At 45.9% G+C, this 26,166-nt stretch carries 21 protein-coding genes and 2 pseudogenes; 9 read left to right on the top strand and 14 right to left on the bottom strand.

The window, feature by feature from the left end; translation table 11 throughout:
* Positions 1-35 precede the first annotated feature (35 nt).
* Entirely contained in the window at positions 36-827 is a 792-nt protein-coding gene (gene pdaA / locus ABZM97_RS04385; RefSeq protein WP_367387259.1) for a delta-lactam-biosynthetic de-N-acetylase, read from the bottom strand.
* A 101-nt stretch (positions 828-928) separates the two neighbouring features.
* Positions 929-1,114, bottom strand: coding sequence for an SE1561 family protein (locus tag ABZM97_RS04380; RefSeq protein WP_087992562.1), 186 nt, complete (start codon positions 1,112-1,114; stop codon positions 929-931).
* A 145-nt stretch (positions 1,115-1,259) separates the two neighbouring features.
* On the opposite strand from ABZM97_RS04380, the gene yfkAB reads away from it, so the two are divergent.
* Both yfkAB and mscC read left to right on the top strand, forming a co-directional pair.
* Positions 1,260-2,381, top strand: coding sequence for a radical SAM/CxCxxxxC motif protein YfkAB (yfkAB, locus tag ABZM97_RS04375; protein WP_087992561.1), 1,122 nt, complete (start codon positions 1,260-1,262; stop codon positions 2,379-2,381).
* Entirely contained in the window at positions 2,382-3,224 is an 843-nt protein-coding gene (gene mscC / locus ABZM97_RS04370) for a mechanosensitive ion channel protein MscC (protein ID WP_087992560.1), read from the top strand.
* Positions 3,225-3,265: 41 nt separating this feature from the next.
* Here the strand turns inward: mscC and ABZM97_RS04365 are convergent, their stop codons facing one another.
* The gene (locus ABZM97_RS04365) at positions 3,266-4,060 is read right to left on the bottom strand and encodes a YfkD famly protein (protein ID WP_202328286.1); all 795 of its coding nucleotides are present in this window, start codon (positions 4,058-4,060) and stop codon (positions 3,266-3,268) included.
* Between the two features lie 70 nt (positions 4,061-4,130).
* Positions 4,131-5,189, bottom strand: a complete 1,059-nt coding sequence (gene cax / locus ABZM97_RS04360; RefSeq protein WP_253268941.1) for a calcium/proton exchanger — start codon at positions 5,187-5,189, stop codon at positions 4,131-4,133.
* A gap of 168 nt (positions 5,190-5,357) precedes the next feature.
* On the opposite strand from cax, the gene ABZM97_RS04355 reads away from it, so the two are divergent.
* Positions 5,358-6,533, top strand: coding sequence for an MFS transporter (locus ABZM97_RS04355; protein ID WP_087992557.1), 1,176 nt, complete (start codon positions 5,358-5,360; stop codon positions 6,531-6,533).
* Between the two features lie 193 nt (positions 6,534-6,726).
* Here the strand turns inward: ABZM97_RS04355 and ABZM97_RS04350 are convergent, their stop codons facing one another.
* The 3 genes from ABZM97_RS04350 to yfkJ are packed head-to-tail and all read right to left on the bottom strand — an operon-like array spanning position 6,727 to position 8,386.
* Entirely contained in the window at positions 6,727-7,554 is an 828-nt protein-coding gene (locus ABZM97_RS04350; RefSeq protein ID WP_087992556.1) for a YihY family inner membrane protein, read from the bottom strand.
* Positions 7,555-7,577: 23 nt separating this feature from the next.
* Entirely contained in the window at positions 7,578-7,898 is a 321-nt protein-coding gene (locus tag ABZM97_RS04345) for a hypothetical protein (RefSeq protein ID WP_202328287.1), read from the bottom strand.
* Positions 7,899-7,915: 17 nt separating this feature from the next.
* Entirely contained in the window at positions 7,916-8,386 is a 471-nt protein-coding gene (gene yfkJ, locus ABZM97_RS04340; RefSeq protein WP_087992554.1) for a protein-tyrosine-phosphatase, read from the bottom strand.
* A 203-nt stretch (positions 8,387-8,589) separates the two neighbouring features.
* On the opposite strand from yfkJ, the gene ABZM97_RS04335 reads away from it, so the two are divergent.
* Positions 8,590-8,805: a DUF1128 domain-containing protein gene (locus ABZM97_RS04335; protein ID WP_010330293.1), complete on the top strand. Its 216-nt coding sequence runs from the start codon at positions 8,590-8,592 to the stop codon at positions 8,803-8,805.
* A gap of 233 nt (positions 8,806-9,038) precedes the next feature.
* Positions 9,039-10,241, top strand: a complete 1,203-nt coding sequence (locus ABZM97_RS04330) for an MFS transporter (RefSeq protein WP_148963610.1) — start codon at positions 9,039-9,041, stop codon at positions 10,239-10,241.
* Between the two features lie 39 nt (positions 10,242-10,280).
* Here ABZM97_RS04330 and yfkM read toward each other — a convergent pair whose 3' ends face one another.
* The gene (yfkM, locus tag ABZM97_RS04325) at positions 10,281-10,799 is read right to left on the bottom strand and encodes a general stress protein 18 (protein ID WP_367387258.1); all 519 of its coding nucleotides are present in this window, start codon (positions 10,797-10,799) and stop codon (positions 10,281-10,283) included.
* A 243-nt stretch (positions 10,800-11,042) separates the two neighbouring features.
* Here yfkM and ABZM97_RS04320 point away from each other — a divergent pair, with 243 nt between their 5' ends.
* Positions 11,043-15,422 carry a multifunctional 2',3'-cyclic-nucleotide 2'-phosphodiesterase/3'-nucleotidase/5'-nucleotidase gene (locus ABZM97_RS04320; protein WP_333516707.1) on the top strand — a complete coding sequence of 1,460 codons (4,380 nt, stop codon included), beginning with the start codon at positions 11,043-11,045 and terminating at the stop codon, positions 15,420-15,422.
* Positions 15,423-15,456: 34 nt separating this feature from the next.
* Here the strand turns inward: ABZM97_RS04320 and ABZM97_RS04315 are convergent, their stop codons facing one another.
* The 4 genes from ABZM97_RS04315 to treP all read right to left on the bottom strand — a co-directional run bounded on the left by ABZM97_RS04315 (position 15,457) and on the right by treP (position 20,172).
* Positions 15,457-16,122, bottom strand: a complete 666-nt coding sequence (locus ABZM97_RS04315) for an NAD(P)H-dependent oxidoreductase (protein ID WP_087992550.1) — start codon at positions 16,120-16,122, stop codon at positions 15,457-15,459.
* Between the two features lie 140 nt (positions 16,123-16,262).
* Entirely contained in the window at positions 16,263-16,979 is a 717-nt protein-coding gene (gene treR / locus ABZM97_RS04310) for a trehalose operon repressor (RefSeq protein WP_289346687.1), read from the bottom strand.
* 20 nt (positions 16,980-16,999) lie between these two features.
* Complete coding sequence (gene treC / locus ABZM97_RS04305) at positions 17,000-18,688, bottom strand: alpha,alpha-phosphotrehalase (RefSeq protein WP_333516708.1); 1,689 nt, start codon at positions 18,686-18,688, stop codon at positions 17,000-17,002.
* 71 nt (positions 18,689-18,759) lie between these two features.
* A complete protein-coding gene (gene treP, locus ABZM97_RS04300) occupies positions 18,760-20,172 on the bottom strand; it encodes a PTS system trehalose-specific EIIBC component (protein ID WP_333516709.1) in 1,413 nt (470 codons plus the stop codon).
* Positions 20,173-20,349: 177 nt separating this feature from the next.
* On the opposite strand from treP, the pseudogene ABZM97_RS04295 reads away from it, so the two are divergent.
* Both ABZM97_RS04295 and ABZM97_RS04290 read left to right on the top strand, forming a co-directional pair.
* Positions 20,350-21,108 (top strand): annotated as a pseudogene (locus tag ABZM97_RS04295) (spore germination protein); the annotation flags it as partial.
* Positions 21,091-21,882 (top strand): annotated as a pseudogene (locus ABZM97_RS04290) (endospore germination permease); the annotation flags it as partial. The pseudogenes ABZM97_RS04295 and ABZM97_RS04290, both read left to right, overlap by 18 nt.
* Here ABZM97_RS04290 and ABZM97_RS04285 read toward each other — a convergent pair.
* Together ABZM97_RS04285 and ABZM97_RS04280 are read right to left on the bottom strand one after the other, a co-directional pair.
* The gene (locus ABZM97_RS04285; protein WP_202328291.1) at positions 21,879-23,294 is read right to left on the bottom strand and encodes a sodium:alanine symporter family protein; all 1,416 of its coding nucleotides are present in this window, start codon (positions 23,292-23,294) and stop codon (positions 21,879-21,881) included. The pseudogene ABZM97_RS04290 and the gene ABZM97_RS04285 overlap by 4 nt on opposite strands.
* Positions 23,295-23,422: 128 nt before the next feature.
* The gene (locus ABZM97_RS04280; protein WP_087992546.1) at positions 23,423-23,815 is read right to left on the bottom strand and encodes a DUF1992 domain-containing protein; all 393 of its coding nucleotides are present in this window, start codon (positions 23,813-23,815) and stop codon (positions 23,423-23,425) included.
* A 258-nt stretch (positions 23,816-24,073) separates the two neighbouring features.
* On the opposite strand from ABZM97_RS04280, the gene ltaS reads away from it, so the two are divergent.
* Entirely contained in the window at positions 24,074-26,023 is a 1,950-nt protein-coding gene (gene ltaS, locus ABZM97_RS04275; protein WP_087992545.1) for a lipoteichoic acid synthase, read from the top strand.
* Positions 26,024-26,166: the final 143 nt, after the last annotated feature.

Here is a 26,166-nt window from a genome sequence, read left to right as displayed (position 1 = left end):
ATGACAGGTAAAACCATACGGAAAGGCTTTTCTCATTACAAAGAAGGCATCTTCATTTCTTTCTCAAACATCAGATCATCAATGCTTTTAAATGTGTAGCCTTGTTTTTTCAGGTCTGTGATCGCATCATCCAGTGCTTCGGCATTGTCCTTCGATACGGTGTGAAGCAGGTAAATGGCTCCTGGGTGCGCCTGCTTGATCATATGATCGTAGGCATATTTCTTCCCCTTTTGGTTTTTGATTTTCCAATCAACAAAAGCGACCGACCAGAAAATGGTTTGATAGCCTAGGCGTTTCGTTTCTTTCAGCACGTATTCACTGAACACGCCGCGCGGCGGGCGCAAATACAGGTTGTCCTGCTTTCCCGTAATTTTATAGACCTCTTCGTTGACTGAATCGAGTTCGTCCTGAATCTGGTCAGCTGTTTTTTTCGTCAGATCCGGATGGTGAAACGAATGATTGCCGATAATATGCCCTTCATCTGACATGCGCTTAATCAGCTCAGGCTGGTCCTTTACGAAATGCCCTGTGACAAAAAAGGTTCCTGTTACGCGGTGTTTTTTTAAGACATCAAGCACTTTGGGCGTATAGCCATTTTCATAGCCGTTATCAAACGTTAAGTAAATCGTTTTTTCCTTTATATTGCCTAAATAAAAGGCGTCATATTTTTCAATTAAACGGTTCAGCTGCTCCCCGGCATCAGGCGGCTGATGATTGACACTTCGTTTAAAGCCCCAGTTAATCGGGTCATTCGGCACCGCTCTCGCCTGTACTGCTCCCCCGGCAAGCAAGACGGCAGCACAGCATATTGAACACATCCACTTCATGGCCAGCGCTCCTTCTGCATTTTTTTATATTTTACAGAAAGGCGCTTCGTTTTATACTGACGCTTTATGTCAAAATAAAAAACCGCAGCGTGCGCGCGGTTTTATTCCCAGTCTTTTTTAAAGCGTTCGTATTTCGCTTCCAGATCATCAAGCATGCTGATGAGTCTGTCTATATCTTCAACGTCAGTTGCTTCAGGGTCTAATGAATCAACGACGTTCATAAACATGTCGAGTCTGTTCTTTAAATAATCAAGCTGCTGATCCTTATTATTTACGGCGTTTCCCATTCTGTTCCTCCATTCATTTTTTATTATGGTAGCTCATTTTTTGCCGTTTTTCAATCGCTGCGCTACTTGCGATCTTGACAAATCAAGTCTAAAATTAACTGTTGGCAGCATTAGTATGCCCCATTTATAAAGGAGTTAGATAGTCATGACACAAAACACGAAACTGCATCCGATCACACCCGAGTTTGATCCTTGGGAAGCCTATATGGATGTTGAACAGTATGGAGACATGCAGCTGACAAACGTTGAATTCACAACAACGACACTGTGCAATATGAGATGCGAGCATTGCGCTGTAGGCTATACATTGCAGCCTAAAGACCCGAATGCTCTGCCAATAGACCTTCTGTTAAAACGGCTGGAGGAAATCCCGCGTCTGAGATCCATCAGCATTACAGGCGGAGAGCCGATGCTTTCATTAAAATCAGTAAAGGAATATGTCGTTCCGTTATTAAAATACGCCCATGAACGGGGCGTGCGGACGCAGATCAATTCCAACCTGACCCTTGATATTGATCGATACGAATGGATTATTCCGTATCTTGATGTCCTGCATATTTCGCATAACTGGGGTACAGTTGAAGATTTTGCAGAGATCGGCTTTGCCATGATGGACAGAAAACCGACTTTCGAACAGCGCGCGCGTTATTTTGAAAAAATGATCGAAAACAGCCGCACGCTCGTGGATGCCGGGGTGATGGTTTCTGCGGAAACGATGCTGAACAAACGGACACTTCCGCATATTGAGCATATTCACCGCCAAATCACAGAAGATATGAAATGTCAGCGTCACGAAGTCCATCCGATGTACCCGAGCGATTTCGCAAGCGCTCTTGAATCTCTCAGCCTGAAAGAGATGAGACAGTCCATTCACCGTTTGCTGGACATTCGTGATGAAAATACATGGATGCTGTTCGGGACACTGCCGTTTTATGCCTGCAGTTCGAACGAAGAGGATCAAAAGCTGCTTCACCGGCTTCGCGCCGCGAAAAACGTCACGGTGAGAAACGACCCTGACGGCCGTTCCCGCCTGAATGTGAACATTTTCGACGGAAACATTATCGTAACAGATTTCGGCGATACACCGCCGCTTGGCAATATCCAGACGGACAGCCTCCCTTCCGCCTATGAAAAATGGAGAGAGACAAAGCTTGCCAAAGAGCTGAATTGCCACTGCCCGAATGTCCGATGCCTCGGGCCGAATGTTCTCGTCAAAAACAGTTATTATCAGGATGCAGATTTCACAAAACGTCAAGCCAGGAGTTAGATGCGAATGGAAGAAAAACTTACAGAGATTTTCCAGAATAAAATCGTCGATATTCTTCTCGTTGCTGTCATTCTGTGGATCGGTGTTTTTATCATCAACCGGCTGGTCCAGCTATTTTTTAAACGGACGGACTTCATTGAAGAAAGAAAAGAAAAAACAATTGAAAGCCTTATCCGTTCTGTCACCCAGTACACAGCGACAATCGCTTTTATCTTTTATGTTATGTCTTTATTTGTTCATGATTTCGGCAAAATTTTAGCCGGGGCGGGTGTAGCCGGTATCGTCATCGGTTTTGGCGCCCAATCACTGATTAAAGATGTGCTGGCAGGTGTGTTTTTGATTTATGAACGCCAGCTGCACAAAGGCGATTATGTCACCGTTAACAATTTGTTTAACGGAACTGTTGAGGAAATCGGCCTTCGCTCGCTGCAAATCCGGGAATGGAGCGGGAAGCTGCTCACCATCAGCAACGGCGAAGTCAGGCAGATAGAGAACTATAATATTGATTTTATGCGGATTACCGAATCCTTTGTCATCAGCTTTAAGGAAGATCCGGACCGCGTGTACAGTGTATTAGAAGAGGCATGCGACACGCTGAATGAAGAGCTTCGGGATTCATTGAAGCTGAATGAATTCGGCAATCCGGCAGAACCCTTTCAAATACACGGGATCACCGCATTGAATCATATCAATCGCGGCGTCGAATTTACGGTAAAAGGCATGGTCAAAGATGACGATTATTTCAGCGCCAGCCTTGCAGCCAGAAGGATTCTCGTTCGCCAGCTGTACCAAAACAATGTGCAAATGCTTGAAGAAGCGGTCAGAATCGAGAGAACACAATAAACAAAAAAACTGATTCCGCCTGAATGGAATCAGTTTTTTATTTATCTTGGCTGCGAGGAAAGCTGAAAGCCAAATGTGACATGGTCTTGAACCGGAATCCAAGCACCGATACCCTGTGATGTGACATTTTTCACGACAAGTTTTCGTTTATTCCCTTTCAGCACTAAGTATACTTCTCCGTAAGTCACTTTTCCTTTTTCATTCACAGCCGGCGCATATGCGTTTAGATAACCAAGTTTCTTAGGAGCGACTTTATAAATTTGATCCCGCTTTGTACCCGCTCCGACGACCGTATCAAATGCCAGCGGAAGGTTCGTTTTCTTCATTGCTTTCAGCATCATCATGCTTTTAACATCTTCAGCATTTGGAACCTTAGCTGTCAGGCCGCCCTTCACTTTGTATTGCTGTTCCTGGGCATAGTGCATTTCAGCCGTTTCTTTTCCGCCGCGGTTATCCGCACGGTTTGTATTGATTTTTTTATATTCCCAATTTGCGACTGTTTCGTTTGATTCATAGCCGAGCGCCCATTTCCCGAGAAAGATTGTCGCCCGGTAGCCGACCGCAAGCGGTGTGCCGGATATGTTGGATTCATTCAGCATTTTGATGAGGTGCGGGTTTTCAATCTTCACATCAGAATGATCGAGCAATTCCTTTGCAAGCTTGCTCGGCTGAAGCATCGGCTGATCCTGTGAAGCATTCGGATACGTGTTTTCCTTCGAGATGCTTGCGACAGAGTCAGGAACCTTAAACTGCTTTTTCGCGTGGATGGGCTGAACGCCGAAAAAACTAAAGAATAACAGCACAATAAGTGTGGAATGAAATAGCTTTTTCATCATATCACTCTTTCTATGGCATTTTCCCTTAGTCTTTTCAACCCGCTTTGTTGTTATCCATCATTTTTTCAAGTTAAAGAAGGAAAAAGCCGATCGCCATAATGACATAGGCGGCAAGCAGTGTCGCTCCTTCAAACCAGTTGGAATCGCCGTCATTCGAAATCGCGATCATCAAGAAAACCGATGATACCATCGCAACGAGCTCCGGCAATGTAAACACAAGCGGCATGCTTACCGGGAAAAAGATGGAACAGATCACAAGAACCGGCGCAACAAACATAGCAATCTGCAGCGTCGAACCAACCGCAATTTCAACCGCAACGTCCATTTTATTTTTATAGGCCATGATAATGGCTGATGCGTGCTCCGCGGCATTACCGACTATTGCCACGATGATAACCCCGATAAACAGCTCGCTCCAGCCGAACTGCTCAGCTACCGAGTGGAACGTGTGCACCAGGTTTTCGGATATGTATGCCACAGCAATCGTTGCCGCAAACAAGACAATTGTGGCAATTTTGCCCGACCATTCCGGCTCTTCCTCTTCCACGTGCTGGGTGGAATTGTTCTTCGGCTGATAAACACCGCGGTGTGTGACAAGTTTAAAGTAAAGAGCCGCCACATATAACAGCATCAAAATGATGCTGATGCCTATGCTTAAATTGAGCTTGCCCACGTTACCCATACCAACGGAAAATACCTCCGGAATCACAAAAGCGACAATAATGGCAAAAATCAAAAGACCGGAGTTATGGCGCGCATCATGGATATTAAACTCCTGCCGCTTATATTTTAAACCGCCGACAAAAAACGATAGCCCCGCCACCAGCAGCAAATTCCCCAGCACTGAACCGGTTAAAGAGGCAAGCACGATTCCGGTCAGGCCCTCCTTTAGTGCAAATAAAGAGATGATTAACTCAACCGCGTTCCCAAAGGTGGCGTTCAACAAACCGCCGATCCGCGGGCCTGCGATGATGGACAATGATTCTGTCGCCCTTCCCATATAGCTTGCAAGCGCGATAATCGTTACGCAATACAAGGCAAAGAGAATGACAGAAGGCCAATGCATCAAACTGCCGATCACAGAAAGCGGAACACCCGCCGCCACTAAAATAAAAAAAATACGATTCATGGTGAATTGGCTCCTTTTATATGACTTGTTTTATTTTTATTCTTCACAAAAATCATCATGCTTACACGAGGTCGCATGTTCACATGTGATATAGGCTTTTTTCAGGTTGCCCGCTTTTGGAAAACATTGTACGATCAACATAGATTCCACATAAGGAGAACAGACAAAATGTCACGATTTCATTTCTTTATCCTTGTCTTGCTCGTTTCCATTTCTGGGTTTTCGCAAGGCATGCTGCTGCCTGTTATCTCGATCATCTTTGAAACAAATGGTGAATCGGCCGCTATCAACGGCCTGCACGCGACGGGACTGTACATCGGCGTGCTTTTGGCTTCTCCGTTTATGGAAGCGCCGCTTAGAAAGCTCGGATTTAAGCCGCTGATCGTCATTGGCGGAAGCATTGTCATTTTAAGCTTATTTGGATTTATTTGGCTTCAGTCGGTTTGGATCTGGTTCCTGCTTCGCCTGTTTATCGGAATCGGCGACCACATGCTTCACTTTTCTACGCAAACGTGGGTGACTTCCATGTCATCAAAACAAAATCGTGGAAGAAACCTGTCTGTTTACGGGCTTTCCTTCGGCCTTGGCTTTGCCGCGGGTCCGTTCATGGTTCCGCTTGTCAAGCTGAACCCGGCGCTGCCTTTTATCGTGTCCGGCTGCTTCAGCCTGTTTGCGTGGCTTTTTGTTTTCTTTCTACAAAACGCATACCCGCAAACCAGTCCTCACGAAACCAAATCAGACAATAGTTTCAGACGGTTTTATCAAGCGATACTGTTTGGATGGGTTGCCTTTATGCCCACATTCGGTTATGGCTTTCTCGAGACGGCGCTAAACGGAAGCTTTCCGGTGTACGCGCTCCGGCTGGGGATCTCTGTGGACGCAGTGGCGCTGATCCTGCCCGCATTTGCGATCGGAAGCATTATTTTTCAGTTTCCACTCGGCATCCTCAGCGATACATACGGGCGGCGGAATGTCCTGCTTGTGATTTTGCTGACAGGGGCGCTTTGCTTTTTGATCGCCGGCGTATTCCCTTTACCTTACGTGATCGGATGCTGCTTTTTTATGGCGGGAATGGCAGTCGGCTCAACCTTTACACTTGGCATCAGCTATATGACGGATCTTCTTCCGCCCCACCTGCTGCCGGCGGGGAACCTGCTTTGCGGCATTACATTCAGCCTCGGCAGCATCCTCGGCCCGATTGCCGGCGGCTGGTATATGCAGACATTTGATAGCGCAAACTTGTTTTATTTTATTACCCTCACGCTTAGCGGTGTCTGGCTTGCTCTTGTGCTGGGCAAACCGAAAAGCTGGTCGCCAGCCGAAACCTATTCTTCATCTTCTTAAACCAAAAAGCCTCCTGACATGGTGTCAGGAGGCTTTTATACTAATGATAGCCGTTTTGCCCGTTGGCGCTTCCGCTTGTTTTATGGCTCGGTTTGCTTTTCGAATTTTGTTTATTATGGCTTCCGCCTTTTTGCTTACTCATCACGTTGGCCCCCCTATATCTTTTTGAACCGAAGTTCATTTATAGGGTGCGCTAAAGATAGGGATTTTCATCAGGAAGCTTTTTACGTTTATGTAAAAGAGCGTTGATTTCTCCCCCTAAGATAATTAAAATGCCGCTCAAGTAAAACCAAATCATCAGGACGATGATTCCCCCGATACTCCCATACGTGGCGCTGAAGTTCGCAAACGTGCTGACGTAAAATGAAAACAGGGTGCTGACAACTATCCAGCCAAAGGCCGCAAACACCGCACCCGGCATGACAAACCGGAGGGACAGTTTTTTGTTCGGCGCGATGAAATACAGTGCGGAAAAAACGATCAGCAGCACAAGCGGACTGACACCCCAGCGCACTGCTGCCCAAACGGATAAAAACAGATCCGACGCGCCGACGAAGTCTGAAGCGAGCACCCCGATCTGCCGGCCGAATACCGGCAGAAGCAAGGCCACTAAAATCGTAAATACCATGGCAATCGTCAAAAAAATTGAGGTTAGACGAACGATGATAAAAGAGCGGTTTTCATCCACTTCATACGCGTGGTTTAGCGATCGGACGATGGCGTTCATTCCATTAGACGCAGACCACAAAGCCGCGATAATCCCGAATGACAGCAAACCGCCATTTCGGTTGTTTAAGGTTTGTTGTGTAATGGATTCAACGAGGGACATCGCACTGGCGGGCGCGTATTGTTTGACAACTCCCAGAACATCATCGGTAGAAATCGGAAGATACGCGGTGAGCGTCAGCATAAAAATCAAAAACGGAAACAATGACAAAAGAAAAAAATACGCCAGCTCCGCTGATTTGCTCGGCCCTTCATGAAGGGTGTATCTGCTGAAAAGCTCTTTCAAAAAATTCATGTCGCCTCACCTCGCATATTTGATCATTTTTTTGAAAAATGCTCTTTCGTTTCTTGCACAAGCTCCATCACTTGCGGCGTTGTTTTCTTCAGCTCTTTCACCTGCTGATTGACAAACCCGACTTCATTTGACAAGGATTGGGCCAGCTTTTTGGCCTCATCCATCTTTGTGCTGACCGTGTTTTTCAACAGCTCCGGATTGCTTTTGTACAGTGAAAGTTTATGCTTGCATGTCAGCCATCTCATGCCGCATGCCTGTCTTGTCGGCTTATGGAGCAGCGATAACGCCGCGCCTGCCGCAGCTCCAAGAAAAATACCTTTCAGCATTAAACGTTCGTTGTTCATGCAAATTCTCCTTTCACTCACAATTGTTTTTCTTTTTGAATGGATGCAAGCAGCTGCTCACAGCCCGACTTGATTAATTGGCAGACCTCTTCAAAATTTCCTGTGTAGTAAGGATCAGGAACATCGGCAAGATCTGAATCTTCAACATAGTCCAAGAGCCTTTTGATATGCGAGGTATTCTTAAAACCCGCCATGCTTCTGAGGCTCCCGATATTTTCTGCGTCCATCGCAATGATGTAATCAAAATCGGCCAGATCCTGTTCGCTGACTTGACGTGCAAGCATACCCTCAAAGTTGATTCCTTCTCTCTGCAAGATCTCCTGTGTTCCTTCATGCGGCGGATTGCCGATGTGCCAGCCGCCGATACCTGCTGAGTCTGTCTTGATTTTCCCCTCTAATCCTTTTTTGGCTGCCAGGTCCCGAAAAATCGCTTCTGCCATCGGAGACCGGCAAATATTTCCTAAACAAACAAATAACACGCTTATCATGTTGTGCAACCTCCCTATTCTTTGCCCATATTTCTCTAAAAAAAAACCTTCATGAATATCTTAGTAGGATGTTCATTTTCTTTTCAACTGATGACTCCACTTTTTTGAAATCAAAAGCTTGCTCTTAGAAGAGGGTTTTTTTCTGATTGAATTCTGTTAGAATAAAACATACCGAATATCGCATAAAGAAAGGATGGAACCATTTGTCCAGCCCAAATACAGAGACATTGACTCAAATGATTGAAGAGATTTCCCAAAAACTGAACATGCTGAACGTCGGCGTGATCAAAGCGGAGGATTTCAGTGATGAAAAGATAGAAGACCTCACGTACCTTCACAGCATGGTGATGAAAAAAGAATCATTCAGCCCTAGTGAAATGCAGGCGATAGCTCAAGAGCTCGCCTCGCTTCGTAAATAATTGAGACTGGCCGGAAACCCGGCGAGTCTTTTTTATCATTGGAGAACACAGCTGATCGGATGATTGCAGCACTGAGCGGTTATAAAGCAGGTTATAAGGGCTTGGGCCTGATCAAAGCGGGTGAAGAAGGCTTCACATGATGAACACACCCGGCATGCCGGCTGTTCGCTTTCCTCGGTAAAGAAATCCATATTAATGAAAATGTTCGAATAAGATTTGAAGGAGTACAAGCCATGAAAACGACATCTATCAAAACAGCCTCCGGAATGTATATCAACTACTTCTTTCTGGGAATGGTCAACATTATTCTCGCATCCAATATGTCCTCCTTAACAAAACAGTGGAATACCGACCCGACCGGCATTAGTTATGTCATTGCCGCTATCGGGTTCGGCAAGCTGCTGACCTACGGCATTTCCGGCGTGTTATCAGATAAAATCGGCAGAAAACCGCTTGTTGTCGCTTCCGCGGGGATCATGGCCGTCTTTTTAGTCGGTATTCCTTTATCACCGAGCTATGAACTGGCGTTTGTGTTCGCCTTATTAGCCGGAGTCGCAAATTCAGCGATGGATGCCGGAACATATCCGGCCCTGACCGAGCTCTTCCCGGCTGCGCCCGGCTCGGCAAATGTTCTGGTCAAAGCCTTTATGTCTCTGGGGGCCGCACTTTTGCCGCTTTTGATCACATTTTTAGCAGACCACCGCATGTCTTACGGATTTACTTTTTATCTCCCGGCTGCCGTCTATGTACTGAATATCGTTTATTTATCAACGCTTTCGTTTCCTAAGAAACAGAAGAAACCAAATAACAGCGGCCAACAGGAAGCTCCCGCTTTCTTGTCTGAACCCGTTTTTCGGAAAGAAGGCACCGCCCTGATTATGATCGGTTTTACATCAACAGCTTTATTTACGGTTTCTCAAATCTGGCTTCCGAGCTACGCGCAAAAAGCAGCCGGTTTAGCTGAATCAGCTTCCGTGCAATTGCTGAGCTATTATAGTGTTGGATCTCTGGCATCCGTTTTATTATTAGCCCTTTTGCTGAACAGATGGGTAAAGCCAGTCATGATTACGCTCTTGTATCCGGTTATTACTTTATGTACGCTTGCGGTCATGCTGACGGTTCATGTGCCGGTTGTGCTGGACATCACCGCCTTTTTCTTAGGCTTTTCAACCGCGGGTGTGTTTCAAATCACCATTACATTAATGACAGAGCTTTTCTGGAAGCGAAAAGGAACCGTTACCGGAATTGTAGCGACCGCTTCAAGCCTCGCGTCGATTTTGCTGCCGATTGCCACAGGGCTTATCGCAAAAGCGGGAGGCATCGCCCATATCTTTATGTTCGACTTCTGTATTGCGGTTATCGGAACAGCTGCAGCCGCCTTCTTGTATTACAGATACAAGAAACTGACGGGTGCTCAGGCCGATGTCAAACTGTAATCAACCGAAAACGGACGCCCCGCCAGGCGTCCGTTTTTCTTATTTCTCAAGCAATGCCAACGATTCACGATTAAATGCCGGAATATCATCCGGTGTGCGACTAGTGACCAATTGCCCTTGGCAAACAACCACTTCCTTGTCCACAACGTCGGCACCCGCGTTTTCCATGTCAACACGAATGGACGTATAGCCTGTCGCTTTTCGGCCATCGAGCGCTTTCGCGTTGATTAAGAGCTGCGGACCGTGGCAAATGGCGAATACCGGTTTTTTGTCAGTCATAAACGCTTTTGTAAATTGGACGAAACGGTCATCAGCGCGAAGCTGGTCTGGTGAAAATCCTCCGGGAATTAAAAGCGCATCAAAGTCTGAAGGGTTTACATCATCAATGGACGCGTCTACTGTCACTTCCGCGTTCCCCTGCTTGCCTTTTACTGTTTTGCCTTTTTCATTTTCGATGACAGTCAGTTCATGTCTCGCTTCTTTAAAGGCTTTCGCAGGTTCAGTGTACTCGCTGTCCTCAAAATAATCTGTCAAAACAACTGCTATTTTTTTCCCCATTTTTCATAACCTCCCGATTAATCTGTCTACATAAAACACTCTTCCCCAGCCACACTAAAATAAACATTTTCGCAGACCTGACAAACAATAAGCATAAATACCCGGCATTTGTCGTTTGACGATATTACATAATACTCATTTTTTTCCCTTTTACAATAATCATAAAGAAATACCTACAAATGATTACAAAATATTCTTACAATAGTAGTTGTAACACAAATTTCGTTGAAAGGTGGAGAACTGGTGAGAATACAGAAAAGACGAACATACGTCGGTAACATTCTCCGTATTCTTTTGCCCCCTATTATGATACTTAGCCTAATCCTTCCAACACCACCCATTCATGCAGAAGAAAGCGCGGCTCCTCAGGTGCATCTGAGTATTTTGGCCACGACTGATATTCATGCCAACATGATGGATTACGATTACTATAGCGACAAAGAAACGACGGATTTCGGGCTGGCAAGAACGGCACAGCTGATCCAAAAGCACCGCCAACAAAACCCCAATACCCTGCTTGTGGATAACGGGGACTTGATTCAAGGGAATCCGCTTGGAGAATACGCGGTGAAGTATGAAAAAGACGACATTATTTCCGGCGCGAAAACCCACCCGATTATCAGTGTCATGAATGCGCTGAAATATGACGCCGGCACACTGGGCAATCATGAATTCAACTACGGGCTCGACTTTCTCGACGGCACGATTAGAGGAGCCGATTTCCCGCTTGTAAATGCAAATGTCAAAACAACAAGCGGTGAAAACCGGTATACGCCGTATGTCATTACAGATAAAACCGTCACTGACGAAAACGGCCATGAGCAAAAAATAAAGGTCGGCTACATAGGCTTCGTTCCGCCGCAAATTATGACATGGGACAAAAAGCATCTCGAAGGTCAGGTGCAGGTGCAGGATATCGTAGAATCCGCCAATGAAACGATCCCGAAAATGAAGGCGGAAGGCGCTGATGTCATTATCGCCCTCGCCCACAGCGGCATTGAAAAGCAAGCCCAATCGCCAGGCGCGGAAAACGCTGTATTTGACCTAGCCACCAAAACAAAAGGCATTGACGCGATCATCTCTGGCCATCAGCATGGACTTTTCCCTTCCGCCGAGTATGCAGGCGCTGCCCAATTCGATGTTGAAAAAGGCACAATCAACGGCATTCCAGTCGTCATGCCAAGCAGCTGGGGCAAATACTTGGGCATGATTGACCTTAAACTCAAAAAGACGGACGGCTCATGGAAGGTAGCAGATTCGAAGGCCAGTGTTGAATCTATCGCAGGCACCGTCACATCCGGAAATGAAACCGTCACAAACACCATCAAGCAAACGCATCAAAACACACTGGAGTATGTTAGAAAACCAGTCGGCAACACAGAAGCCGATATTAACAGCTTCTTCGCTCAGGTCAAAGATGACCCTTCCATTCAGATCGTGACAGACGCGCAAAAATGGTATGCGGAAAAGGAAATGAAGGATACCGAGTACAAAGACCTCCCGATTTTGTCCGCTGGGGCGCCGTTTAAAGCAGGCGGCAGAAACGGAGCCAATTACTATACGAATATTCCAGCCGGAGATCTCGCCATTAAAAACGTCGGTGACTTGTATCTTTACGATAATACCGTTCAGATCGTCAAGCTGACTGGAAGCGAGGTCAAGGACTGGCTTGAGATGTCAGCAGGCCAATTCAATCAAATTGATCCGTCAAAAGGCGGCGATCAAGCCTTACTGAATGAGAATTTTCGCTCCTATAATTTTGACGTGATTGACGGCGTCACATATCAGGTCGATGTCACAAAACCGACGAAATACGATGAGAACGGAAAAGTGATCAACGCGGGCTCGTCCCGGATCATCAACCTTTCCTATGAAGGCAAGCCCATCAGCACAAACCAGGAATTTCTCGTCGTCACCAATAATTATCGTGCGTCCGGAGGCGGCGGTTTCCCTCACCTGACAAGCGATAAAATCGTCCACGGCTCCGCGGTTGAAAACAGGCAGGTGCTGATGGATTACATTATTGAACAGAAAACAGTCAATCCAAAAGCGGACAACAATTGGTCAATCGCGGCTGTTTCCGGCACGAATTTGACGTTTGAGTCCTCACTTTTGGCCAAGCCATTTGCGGATAAAGCAGACGATGTCGCTTATGTAGGCGAGTCTGCGAATGAAGGCTATGGTGTATACAAGCTGCAATTCGACGATGATTCAAATCCCGAGCCCCCTAAGGACGGACTGTGGGATCTGACTGTCATGCACACCAATGATACGCATGCCCACCTCGATGACGCGGCGAGACGAATGACGAAAATCAACGAAGTGCGAAACGAAACAGACCGCAACATTCTCCTTGATGCGGGAGATGTGTTTTCCGGCGATCTGTATTTCACAAAGTGGAACGGTTTAGCCGATTTGAAATTGATGAATATGATGCGCTATGACGCCATGACCTTTGGAAACCATGAATTTGATAAAGGCCCGACAGTGCTTTCTGATTTTCTCAGCGGAAACAGCGCAACAGTCGATCCGGCGAACCGCTATCACTTTGAAGCGCCTGAATTTCCGTTCGTCAGCGCAAACGTAGATGTGTCAAACGAACCTAAGCTGACTTCCTATGTCAAAAAGCCGCAAACCTTTACGGCAGGTGAAAAGAAAGAGCCCGGCATCCACCCTTACATTCTGTTAGATGTTGACGGTGAGAAAGTCGCTGTATTCGGACTGACAACGGAAGATACAGCCACTACGTCAAGCCCGGGCAAAAGCATCGTATTTCATGACGCGTTTGAAACAGCGCAAAACACTGTCAAAACGATTCAGGAAGAAGAAAAAGCAAATAAAATTATCGCTTTAACCCATATCGGGCATAACCGTGATCTTGAGCTGGCCAAAAAAGTAAAAGGCATTGACTTGATCATCGGCGGACACACCCACACCCTCGTAGACAAAATGGAAGTCGTGAACAATGAAGAGCCGACGATCGTGGCGCAGGCAAAAGAATACGGCGAATATTTGGGACGCGTCGATGTCGTGTTTGATGAAAACGGCGTTGTGCAAACAGACAAATCAAATCTGAGCGTGCTGCCAATTGATGAACATACAGAAGAAAACGCAGAGGCAAAAAAAGAGCTTGATCAGTTCAAACATGAATTAGAGGACATCAAAAAGGAAAAAGTCGGCTACACGGATGTAGCGCTTGACGGCCAGCGTGAGCATGTGCGCACGAAGGAAACGAACCTCGGAAACTTCATCGCGGACGGCATGCTGGCAAAAGCGAAAGAAGCAGCTGGCGCCAGAATAGCGATCACAAATGGCGGCGGCATCAGAGCCGGCATTGACAAAGGCGATATCACACTCGGCGAGGTGCTGAACGTCATGCCGTTCGGCAACACGCTTTACGTGGCCGACTTAACCGGAAAACAAATTAAAGAAGCCCTTGAACAAGGATTGAGCAATGTGGAAAACGGAGGCGGCGCCTTCCCTCAGGTGGCCGGAATCCAATATACGTTTACATTAAACAAGGAACCCGGACACCGAGTTCTTGAAGTCAAACTCGAATCACCTAACGGAGACATGGTTCATCTCGATTCCGATAAGACCTACCGCGTGGCAACGAATAACTTTGTCGGCGCCGGAGGAGACGGATACTCTGTCTTTACGAAAGCATCCCATGGTGAGGACCTTGGTTACGTAGATTATGAGATTTTCACTGAACAGCTGAAAAAACTAGGAAACAAGGTATCTCCTAAAATCGAAGGACGAATCAAAGAAGTATTCCTGCCGACAAAGCAGAAGGATGGCAGCTGGACACTCGATGAAGACAAATTTTCGATATATGCCAAAAATGCCAACACGCCGTTTGTCTATTATGAAACATCAGAAGGATCTCACGAGAAGCCTATCAATCTTAAAGTAAAAGAAGATCAGGTCAAACTTTTGAAAGAAAGAGAGTCAGATCCTTCATTGACGGTATTCAACTATTGGTACAGCATGAAGCTGCCAATGGCGAACCTCAAAACCGCAGACACTGCAATCGGCATCAAGTCAACGGGAGAATTGAATGTTTCACTTGCAGATGTATATGACTTTACAGTGAAACAAAAAGGAAAAGAAATAAAATCATTCAAGGAACCTGTTCAGCTTTCGCTTCGCATGTTTGATATTGAAGAAGCCCATAACCCTGCTATTTACCACGTTGACCGGAAAAAGAAAACTTTCACAAAGACTGAAAAGGGTTCAGTCGACGATGATATCGTGACAGGATATACAACCCATTTCAGCGAATACACGATCTTAAATTCCGGTGCGAACAACAAACCGCCGGCATTCCCGTCCGATCAGCCGACAAGCGGTGATAACGGCAGCAATGGCGGAGGTTCTGACAAACCAGGCGGAAAACAGCCGACTGACGGAAACGGAGGACATGATACACCTCCCGGCACTGACCCGACAAACGGATCAGGAGGAAACGGATCAGGTACGGACGGCCCGGCTGGCGGCCTGCTTCCGGACACAGCCACATCCATGTACTCGATCCTCTTGGCCGGATTTCTGATCAGCGCGCTCGGAACGGCATTGTACTTGCATCAGAGGAGAAAACAAAATAAAGCGAATCAAGCATAAAAAAGAGCTGCTCGTCATCGAGCAGCTTTCTTTATTACACCCACTTCACAACATCTTCAACAGCCGCTCTTGTTTTCGGGCGAGGGTCTCTCACGCGGTAGCCGAACGCCACCATCACAGAAATGTCGAAGCTTCCGTTTTCCAGAAGGCCTTCTTCTTCAAGAATACGGTGAATGTGATCATATTGGAAGCCTTCCACAGGGCAGGAATCAACACCGATTTGCGCAGCGGCAGTCATCATGTTGCCAAGCGCAATATAAGTTTGTTTTGAAGCCCAGTCAAACAATGTTCTGTCACTTTCAAGCAAATGCAGATCGTGTTTCTGGAACTCTTCCGTTTTGCTGAGATAGCCTTCGCAAACGTCCTGAGGCATTTGTTTCACTTCTTTTAAATGACGTTTGATGTAGTCCCCATCGTATTTGATATCCTTCGCTGTACGCGCAAGAATCAGAACGAAATGGCTTGCGGTTGGAAGCTGCTTTTGAGCGCCCCATGTGTATTCGCGAAGCTTCTCGCGAAATTCCGGATTTTGAACGACAACGAATTTCCAAGGCTCAAGGCCGAGTGAGCTCGGAGACAGTCTTCCTGTTTCTAAAATAAATTCAAAATCGCTGTCTGATACTTTTTTATTCGGGTCAAATTCCTTTGTCGCATGTCTGAAATGGTACGCATCCAGAATTTGTTTCTTGAGATCTGCCATGTAAAACACCTCTCCTTTTGGTTACTCTCAACTCTATTGTAGCCGTTATCGCAAAAAGTAAAAGTACGCACATTTTTGTTGGATAGTATCAATTTTGATACCAAACAAAAAAAGCGCGCTGCCGCAGGCAGGCGCCTTTCTCATTTTCCCCGCCGCGCAAAATCGACAAACCGGAATTTGTCCAGGCGGTGTCTGCTTTCCGTATATTGAAAGAGACTCGTATCCTCCAAAAAGACGTAGTTTCTCACCACGACCATATGGTCATAACCTCGTAAATCAAGCAGCTCCCTGTCCTCATCCGTACACGGCTCGGCTACAATTTCTTTTTGCGCATAACTGATCGAAAGACCGAGCTCTCCTTCTATATATTCATATATAGAGTTCTCACAAATTTCTTTCGTCAGGTGGGGCACATGCTTTCTGAAAAAGTAATCCTTGTCCAAAATCACATGTTCTCCGTCAATCTTTCTTGACCTGATGACTTCCCAGATGTCCTCATCCGAGTTAGCACGGAGCTGTTTTTGGATCAGCTCTGACGGAGGCCCGAGCCCGAATTTGTGTACAGTTGTTTTCGTTTCTTTGCCAAGTGTTTGCGCGAGCTCCTTGAAACTGACAAGGCCCGAGACGGGAAACTGCATTTTTTCACGGTTGAGAACGACGGAGCCCTTCCCTCTGATTTTCTGGATATAGCCGTTTTGCGCAAGCATGTGAAGCGCCTTTCGGACCGTTTCTCTCGATGTACCGTACTGTGCGGTCAACTCATGTTCAGACGGAAGAATCTCCTCCGCTTTCCACCGGCCGCCTTCAATTTGCTGTGCGATGTCTTTATAAATTGCAATAAATTTATTCGCCTTCATTATGGACCACCCAGCTCAGTTTAACACGGTTTCGTTAAACGATAAACAATGGACTCATACGGACGGAGCGTCATGTTCTGCAGTCCTTCCCTCACATCATCGTTGCTCAACAGCACCTCTGCCTTCCACTCGCCAGGCGCTAAAGAGTCCGGCATTGTAAAGGCTGCCTCAATCCCGTAAAAGTTATTGATCACGAGCAGCTTTTCATTGTTGCCGTGTCTGAGATATGCAAAAATGTTCGGATCATCCTTTGCGATTAACTCATACGTCCCCTCTGTCACAATGTCATACGTTTTTCGAATCTGGATCAGTTTTTGATAATGATAGAACACTGAGTTCTGATCCTTCAGCGCCGCTTCGACATTGATTTCATGATAGTTTCCGGCGACCGGTATCCATGGCGCGCCCGTTGTAAAACCGCCATTCTGCGTATCATCCCACTGGACAGGCGTTCTGGAGTTGTCTCGGGATTTCGCCTGTAAAATCGCTGTGATCTCTTGATCAGCCATCCCTTTTTCCTTAAAAGCGTGATACATGTTCAGTGATTCGACATCCCGATAGGAGCTGATGTCGGTAAACTTCGGATTCGTCATTCCCAGCTCCTCGCCCTGATAAATATAAGGCGTGCCCTGCATCATATGAATGGCGGCAGCGAGCATTTTCGCCGATTTCACCCTGTACGCGCCGTCATCTCCATATCTGGATACAACGCGCGGCTGATCGTGATTGCACCAGAACAGAGCGTTCCATCCCCCTCCAACGTGCATCCCCGTCTGCCACTCGGATAAGATCTTCTTCAGCTTCAAAAAGTCAAACGGCGCCAAGGCCCATTTTTCACCGTTTGGATAGTCGACCTTGAGATGATGGAAGCTGAACGTCATATCAAGTTCTTTATTGGCGGGATTTGTATACCGGATACAATGGTCTACGGTCGTTGAAGACATCTCGCCGACCGTCATACTGTCGTAATGCGAAAACACCTTTTCGTTCATTTCATGCAGATATTCGTGCACCCGCGGCCCATCAGTGTAAAAGGAACGGCCATCGCCTCCGCCTTCCGCATTCGGAAAGCGCTGATCTTTAGAGATCAGGTTAATGACATCAAGCCTGAAGCCGTCTATTCCCTTTTCAAACCAAAAATGCATCATGTCATAGATATGCTTTCTAACCTCTTCATTTTCCCAATTCAAATCAGCCTGCGTCACATCAAACAGGTGCAAATAGTATTGGCCCGATGCTTCATCAAGCTCCCATGCGGAGCCGCCGAATTTCGATTCCCAGTTTGTCGGAACAGAACCGTTTTCCTGCGGGGTTTTCCATATATAAAAATCACGGTATGGGCTGTCTTTTGACGAAATCGCCTCTTGAAACCATTTGTGCTCTGTTGACGTATGATTGACGACAAGATCCATGACGACTTTCAGGCCTCTTTTATGCGCTTCGGACAGTAACCGCTCAAAATCGTCCATCGTCCCATATTCAGGATAAATCGAGTAATAATCACGAATATCGTACCCATTATCATGCTGCGGGGAATCATAAATCGGTGTCAGCCAAAGCACATCCACCTGAAGTGTTTTTAAGTAATCAAGCTTTTCAATAATGCCGTTCAGATCGCCGACACCGTTCCCCGTCGTATCGTTAAAGCTTTTCGGATAAATTTGATAGACCACAGCTTTTTTCCACCATGGTGTTTGTTCTGTTTTCATCTGTCTCCACCACCGTTTTATAAAATAAAAACGGGAAAAGGGAACGTTAAAACACGTCCCGCTCCCATTCGTTATTTATGTTTGAATCTTGCATACGCGTATGTTCCGGCAAACGGCACGATCAACACAATTGCCATCCCGATTGCAAACGCGCCCCAGTACTGGCTCATGATTGAGAAAATCCCCGGCACGCCGCCGACACCGACGGAGCTTGCCAGCACCCCTTGAGTAGAAATATACATTCCGGCAATCCCGGAGCTGACCATCGCAATGATAAACGGGAATCTGTATCGCAGATTCACCCCGAAGATGGCAGGTTCTGTAATGCCGAGATAAGCAGAAATCCCTGACGTGAGGGAAAGGCCTTTTTGTTTCTCATCCTTCACGATAAACATCATGGCCAGCGCTGCCGAACCTTGTGCGATATTCGAAAGCGCCAGCATCGGCCATAAAAATGTGCCGCCGAGCTTTGAGCCGATGAGCTGCAGGTCGACTGCAAGAAACGTGTGATGCATGCCGGTAATCACAAGCGCCGAGTAGAAACCGCCATATAACAAACCGCCCACTGCGGCAAAAGAGCCGAACACCGAGATAAGCCCTGAAGTCAGCACGTTTCCGATCGCAAATGTAACCGGGCCGATGATAATAAAAGAGGCAAAACCTGTTACGAGAAGCGTAATCGGCGCGACAACGAGCAGCTGTATGCCTTCAGGTGTCCTTTTTGTTAAAAACACCTCGATTTTCGCCAGCATATAAGAAGCAAGCAAAATCGGGAGCACCTGTCCCTGATAGCCGACTTTCTGCACCTCAAGGCCGAACAAATTCCATACCGGAATCTTTCCGCTTTGTTCTGCAGCGCCATATCCCCACGCATTCAACAAATCAGGATGCACGAGCATCACGCCGAGCACAATGCCAAGCAGCGGGTTGCCACCGAACCGTTTGACCGCTGACCAGCCGATTAACGCAGGCAGAAACGTAAAGGCCGTTCCCGCAATCAGGTTAATCATATTAGCAAGATCCGCCCACTGCGGATAGACCTGCACAATCGATTTTGTGCTGAAGAAAATGCCTTGCGCCGTTAAAATGTTATTGATCCCCATCAAGAGACCCGCCGTGACAATCGCAGGCAATATCGGAATAAAAATATCTGCAAGCGTTTTCACAGCACGCTGCAAATGATTCATATTGTTTTCTGAAGCCTTCTTCACTTCGTCCTTTGTTGACTCGCCAATCCCCGTTTCCTTGACCAATTCTGCATATACTTTGTTGACCGTTCCTTGGCCGATCACGACCTGAAATTGCCCGTTTGTTGAAAACGATCCCTTTACAATGTCAATTTGATCAAGCACTTCTTGGTCAACTTTGCTTTCATCTATCAATGCAAAACGCAAACGTGTAACACAATGAGTTGCCGCTGCAATATTTTCGGCGCCGCCGACTGCTTCGACAATCTGCCGTGCCGATGTGTTCAGTTCCCCCATGCCAACCCCTCCGTATCCGTTTTTTATAACTTGTATATACAACTCATGATTACATTGTATTCCTGTATATACATGTAGTCAACAACTTTTTATAGCGCTTTCATCCCAGACTGAGAATATCTGAAACAGACAAGGTTACCCTAAAAGTCACAAGCACTTGTTGAATAAGACATTGAAATAGCAGGATCAACCACTTGGGATAAACGCGAAAAAGCGCTTCAGCTCATCAAAGAGCTTGAAGACAATCAGGACAGACCGATCTCTCCTGATTTAAGGAAAACCTCGATCATCTGACCTTATGAACAGAAGGCTGCTCAGACATCGTATTTAGGCAATTTGACTTCGAAAACGGGCTGTGCGGGTTTATTGTTTATATTGAAGTTGAACAAATACAGGACAACGCCCTCCGTCCTTTCTTGAGGCATCTGACAGATCAAATTGATGAACATGAGGAAGCGCTGCAAAACACTCTATCGATATCAAACGTAGCGGCAGAAACGAGTGTAAGCAAAGTGGCTGAATCCATCATTGAGGGAAACGCGGTTTTGTTTGCAGACGGGCATTCAAAATGCCTGATCCTTAAAATAAAAGGTGGGCAAAGAAGAAGCATTGAGGAACCGATCACAGAATCGATCATCAGAGGATTAAGAGAGGGGTACCGCTCTTGTGCGCTTTCGCGTCAAAACGCTTCAGCTAAAAATGATCTCTTTTAAAATCGGTACATTGCCTTGGCCTATATTGACGGGATTGCTGATCCAAAGGTCATTGACAAAGTGAAAAAAGAAGCAAAAACATCAAGATTGATGCCGTGTTAGAAAGCGGATATATTGAAGAGTTTATCGAAGACGACACGTACTCGCCTTTCCCCAGCTGCAATACACGGAAAGACCCGATACCGTCGCCGCCCAGCTTCTAGAAGGCCGATTTATCATTTTTCTGTTTTCTTTCTATTTCCTGTTAATCAACGCTCATGATATAGGTTTTTTCATCAATCTGATTCATATTTTATTTCTCCCGAACACCAATGGCCGTTCTTGGCGGCGTCATTATTTCTGCAGTGATCTGTATTGCCAGAGAAGGAAAAGAAACGTTGAACAGAATGGCGCGGCTCTTTTTAGTTCCATTCGGCACCTTGGCCTTGTTCCTTCCGTTTACACTTGCCGAACAAATTGAGCTGCAAAATGTAACACCGGTCTTTGAAGGACCGATCCAATACCTCCAATCAGTTTTGATGCCTTTGGGACGATGGAGGTATTGATCATCCTTCCGCTTCTCTTCTCAAGCTGGAGCATCCCGCTGAAACACACCATTATCGCGATACTGCTAGGAGCTTTATTGCTAGCGGTGATGTCCCAACCTGACATCTACTTTTTTTGATCCGGCCTATATGGTGATCAGGCATATCCGAATTACTGATTTTTTAGACCGTTCAGATCGCAGCCTTGCGGATCCCCGTCATTATGGTGAAAATCGCAGGTGGTATACGGGCTTTCCTTCTTACATTCAACAATTGAGGTAAAAGCTATGTACACACCGACCGGCATGTTTTCTCTAGTATGCAGCTTTTGGTTTTTCCAAAACACAAACCATCTGATCGACTTTAACAGAGTCAAACCGGTCATCAATGTGTTCATTTCCTTTTTGCTGCCTTTGCTCATTTATCTATTTGTCAAAACGAAATCGCTAGCCGGTGCGAGGGCAAAACACTAAGAGTTTTTGGTTTCTTTTGTCTGATAAACAGCATTCTGTTTGGTTTTTCCTCTGTCTTTCAGGTAGTACTGTTCAGATGTGAAAAACTCGGTATATAGTGCTTTTACCTTTCTGCTCAATAACAGCAGCGCAATCACATTCGGAACGACAATAAAAACTAATGCTAAGTCCAGAAATCCCCAGATGGCTTTTGCTCCGCCTGCGGCCCCTATGATAATAGCCGCTAAATATACGATTTTGATCACATGTCCTGCCAGCCGTCCGAACAGAAATTCAGCTTGCTTAACGCCGTAAAAAATAACAACCATAATGGTCGATATCACAAAGAAGACAAGGGCAATCGAGACGAAGTACCCTCCGCCGGAACCGAAATAGTGCTGAAACGCAGCCGTTGTCAGTGCTGCCGGGTCATTTGAGGCATTTCCTCCTGTCCAAACACCGGATGTAATGACGATAAAAGCCGTGGTAGTGCAGATGATCAAGGTGTCAATGACAATGCCGATCACAGACCAGAACCCTTGCCTCACAGGGTGATCAGTCATGGCCGCCGCATGTGCAATCGGCGCTGTTCCCATTCCGGCTTCATTAGAATACAGCCCGCGGGCAAAGCCCCAGCGAACGGTTTCAGCCAGCGCAGCACCTGCGAACCCTCCAACTGCTGAAGTTGAGGTAAACGCATTCGAAAAGATAAGAGAGAAAAACGCCGGCACCGCTGAAAGATTCGTGAGAAAAATCAAGAGACCGGCCCCAACATATGCCCCTGCCATAAGAGGCACGATGAACTCTGTTACTTTTCCAATCCGCTTTACCCCTCCTATCACCACTAATCCAATCAAAAACGCAATGCCGATTCCCGCATATATTTTATTGAAAGAAAACGTTTGGGCAAGAGAGACTGAAACCGAATTCCCCTGAACCATAATGCTCGGGATCAGCTCCACGATCAGCGCTACAGAGAAAAATACGCCGAGCCATTTCATGCGTAGCCCTTTTGTTATGTAATACATCGGTCCCCCGACAAATTCCCCCTGCTCATTTTTTTCTCTGTAATGAACAGCAAGCACACTTTCAGAAAACTTAATCGCCATGGCAAATAAGGCAATAAACCACATCCAAAAAACCGCTCCGGGACCGCCAAACATAATAGCGGCAGGCACACCGACAATATTCGCCGCACCGATTGTTGAGCTGAGGGCTGACGTCAATGCCTGAAGCGGTGTGACTGTGCCCTCTCCCTTCGGCTTCTTTCCTACGCTGCCGATCGTTTGCTTGAAAATGTATAAAGGATAGCGAAATTGAAAACATTTCAGCAAAATGGTGAAATACAATCCCGTACCCGTCAGCAAGATGATTAGCGGCGGCCCCCACAGCCAATCAGATATACGTTCTACCCATTCTAATAGTCGTTCCATCCCATCACCCTTTTTTCGTTTATGAGTCATTTCCCCCACGACGGATAAACATAAACATTTTAGACAGAGACCATTGGAACATAAAGAGGATGGCTTTTATCAATCACCATCCTTTTAGACAAGACAAATCAGCTGGAAGAAGGTCTGTTTCGTCCAAGCCGGTCATATACTTTATTCTTATAAAAAGCGGATGCTGGCTTTGAAAACATGCCTTTTTTGCCGACAAGCTTATCAAGCATCATCTGCTTTTCAGTTTTTTTTCTGATTAATTGTTCCCGTTCTTTTTCGTCAAGACACTTTGCGATTAAATGGTCGATGGTCATGAGTTCTTTTTTGAGCGCGCCCTCGTCCTCTGCCATCCCCGCATTTTTTAACATACGGTAGCTCATGCGGAGCGATTCCGGCAAGTGTGCCGCGTCATCCTTCGGCAGCGGTTTTCCCATTCCCGGCAGGTTTTCAAATTCTCCGTCTTTGATGGCGCGCTTTATTTTATCTTCAGACACAATATGGGAAAAATCCATCCTTTCACCTCTTTTCAGCCATTTCCTCTATTTTACCATACAGTAGCCATCGTTCCATTTTATTCCTTCGTTTCCACAAAGAAACCTTTTTTATATTAGGGCACTATGTAAAGAAAAACATTGATTCGACGGCGTTTTTCGCCACTTTTTCCACCAGACGATTTTCACTTTTCTAATCTGCTGATTCGTGTTATATTTGATACGTTCGTTTTTTCTATCGTTTCGCTCGAACTGTGATCGGAAAAAAGGAGTGTAACAATGAAAACATTTATAAAAGAAAGAGGACTGGCCTTCTTCTTAATCGCGGTCGTCCTATTATGGATCAAAACGTATGTCGGTTATGTCCTGAATTTCAACTTAGGAATAGACAACACGATACAAAAAATATTGCTTTTTGTGAATCCTCTCAGCTCAAGCTTGTTCTTTCTTGGCTTTGGACTTTTGTTCAAGAAAAAATTACAGCAGACAGCCATCATAGTGATTCATTTTTTAATGTCTTTTTTACTGTACGCAAACATTGTGTACTACAGATTTTTCAATGATTTTATTACAATTCCGGTCCTTATGCAGGCTAAAACAAACGGCGGCCAACTCGGCGACAGCGCATTTTCGCTGATGAGCCCGGCTGACGTCTTTTACTTTATCGATACGATCATTCTGATCATCTTGGCGATCAAAGTGAACAAGCCTGTAGAAACGTCGAGCAAAAAATCGTTCCGAATCGTTCTTGCGTCTTCGATTCTTGTTTTCCTCATCAACCTGGCAGTTGCGGAATCAGACCGCCCTGAATTGCTGACAAGATCATTCGACCGAAACTATCTGGTGAAATACTTAGGCACATACAATTTCACGATTTATGACGCTGTCCAGAATATCAAGTCCAACAGTCAGCGCGCGCTTGCCGATTCCAGCGACGTGACGGAAGTGGAAAACTACATGAAAGCCAATTACGACGTGCCGAATAACGTGTATTTCGGCAAAGCGGAAGGAAAAAACGTCATTTATGTTTCACTTGAATCTCTGCAGTCCTTTATCATCGACTATAAAATTGACGGCAAAGAAGTCACACCGTTCTTAAATAAACTGGCACATGATAACGAAACGTTCTACTTTGATAACTTTTTCCACCAAACGGGACAGGGTAAAACATCCGATGCGGAATTTATGATGGAAAACTCTCTGTACCCGCTGGCTCAAGGTTCCGTTTTCGTAAACAAAGCGCAAAACACGCTTCAATCCGTTCCGGCGATTCTGAAGTCTAAGGATTACACATCTGCTTCGTTCCACGGAAACACGCAGACGTTCTGGAACCGTAACGAAATGTACAAAGCGGAAGGCATTGATAAGTTCTTCGATTCTGCCTACTATGACATGAACGAAGAAAACACGAAAAACTACGGCATGAAAGACAAACCGTTCTTTAAAGAATCAATGCCGCTGTTAGAAAGCCTGCCGCAACCATTCTATACGAAGTTTATTACCCTGTCTAACCACTTCCCATTCGGAATGGATGAGGGGGATACAGACTTCCCGGCTGGAGACTTTGGTGACTCTGTCGTCAACAACTACTTCCAGTCAGCCCATTACCTTGATCAGTCTATTGAACAATTTTTCAATGACCTGAAAAAAGACGGGCTATATGACCAATCGATTATCGTGATGTACGGAGACCATTACGGCATCTCTGAAAACCACAATAAAGCGATGGCCAAAGTGCTTGACAAAGATGAAATTACCGATTATGACAACGCCCAGCTTCAACGGGTTCCGCTCTTTATCCACGCTGCCGGCGTGAAGGGCGAGAGAGTTCATAAATATGCCGGAGACGTCGATGTGGCTCCTACCATTCTGCATTTGCTCGGAGTGGATACGAAAGACTATCTGATGTCCGGTTCTGATATTTTATCTAAAGAACACCGTGAAGTGATTCCGTTCCGTAACGGAGATTTTGTTTCACCGAAGTACACGAAAGTATCCGGAAAGTATTACGATACAAAAACCGGAAAAGAGCTTGAGGAATCTGAAGTCGACAAGTCAGAAGACTCCCTCGTCAAGAAAGAACTTGAAATGTCCGATAAAATCATAAACGGAGACCTGCTGCGTTTCTACGAGCCGAAAGGTTTTACGAAGGTGAACCCTTCTGATTATGATTACACAAAACGTGACGAAGATTCTTCCGAAACGTCAACGGAAGATGCAGATCAATAAGAAAAAGCGGAGAGGATGCCCTCTCCGCTTCATATTGTTGACAAAATCCTAAAACGGTTAAGTTTTAGGATTTTGTCATCTTTTCAGCGTGATTGAAAACCCTTGAATTCTAGGAAGGACGAGCATCGAAGCACAGCGAATGT

Source organism: Bacillus vallismortis, from assembly GCF_040784915.1.
GTDB classification, from domain to species: Bacteria; Bacillota; Bacilli; order Bacillales; family Bacillaceae; genus Bacillus; species Bacillus subtilis_G.
Note: the sequence above shows the minus strand (reverse complement) of the source record. Positions and strands in the feature narration are given on the sequence as shown.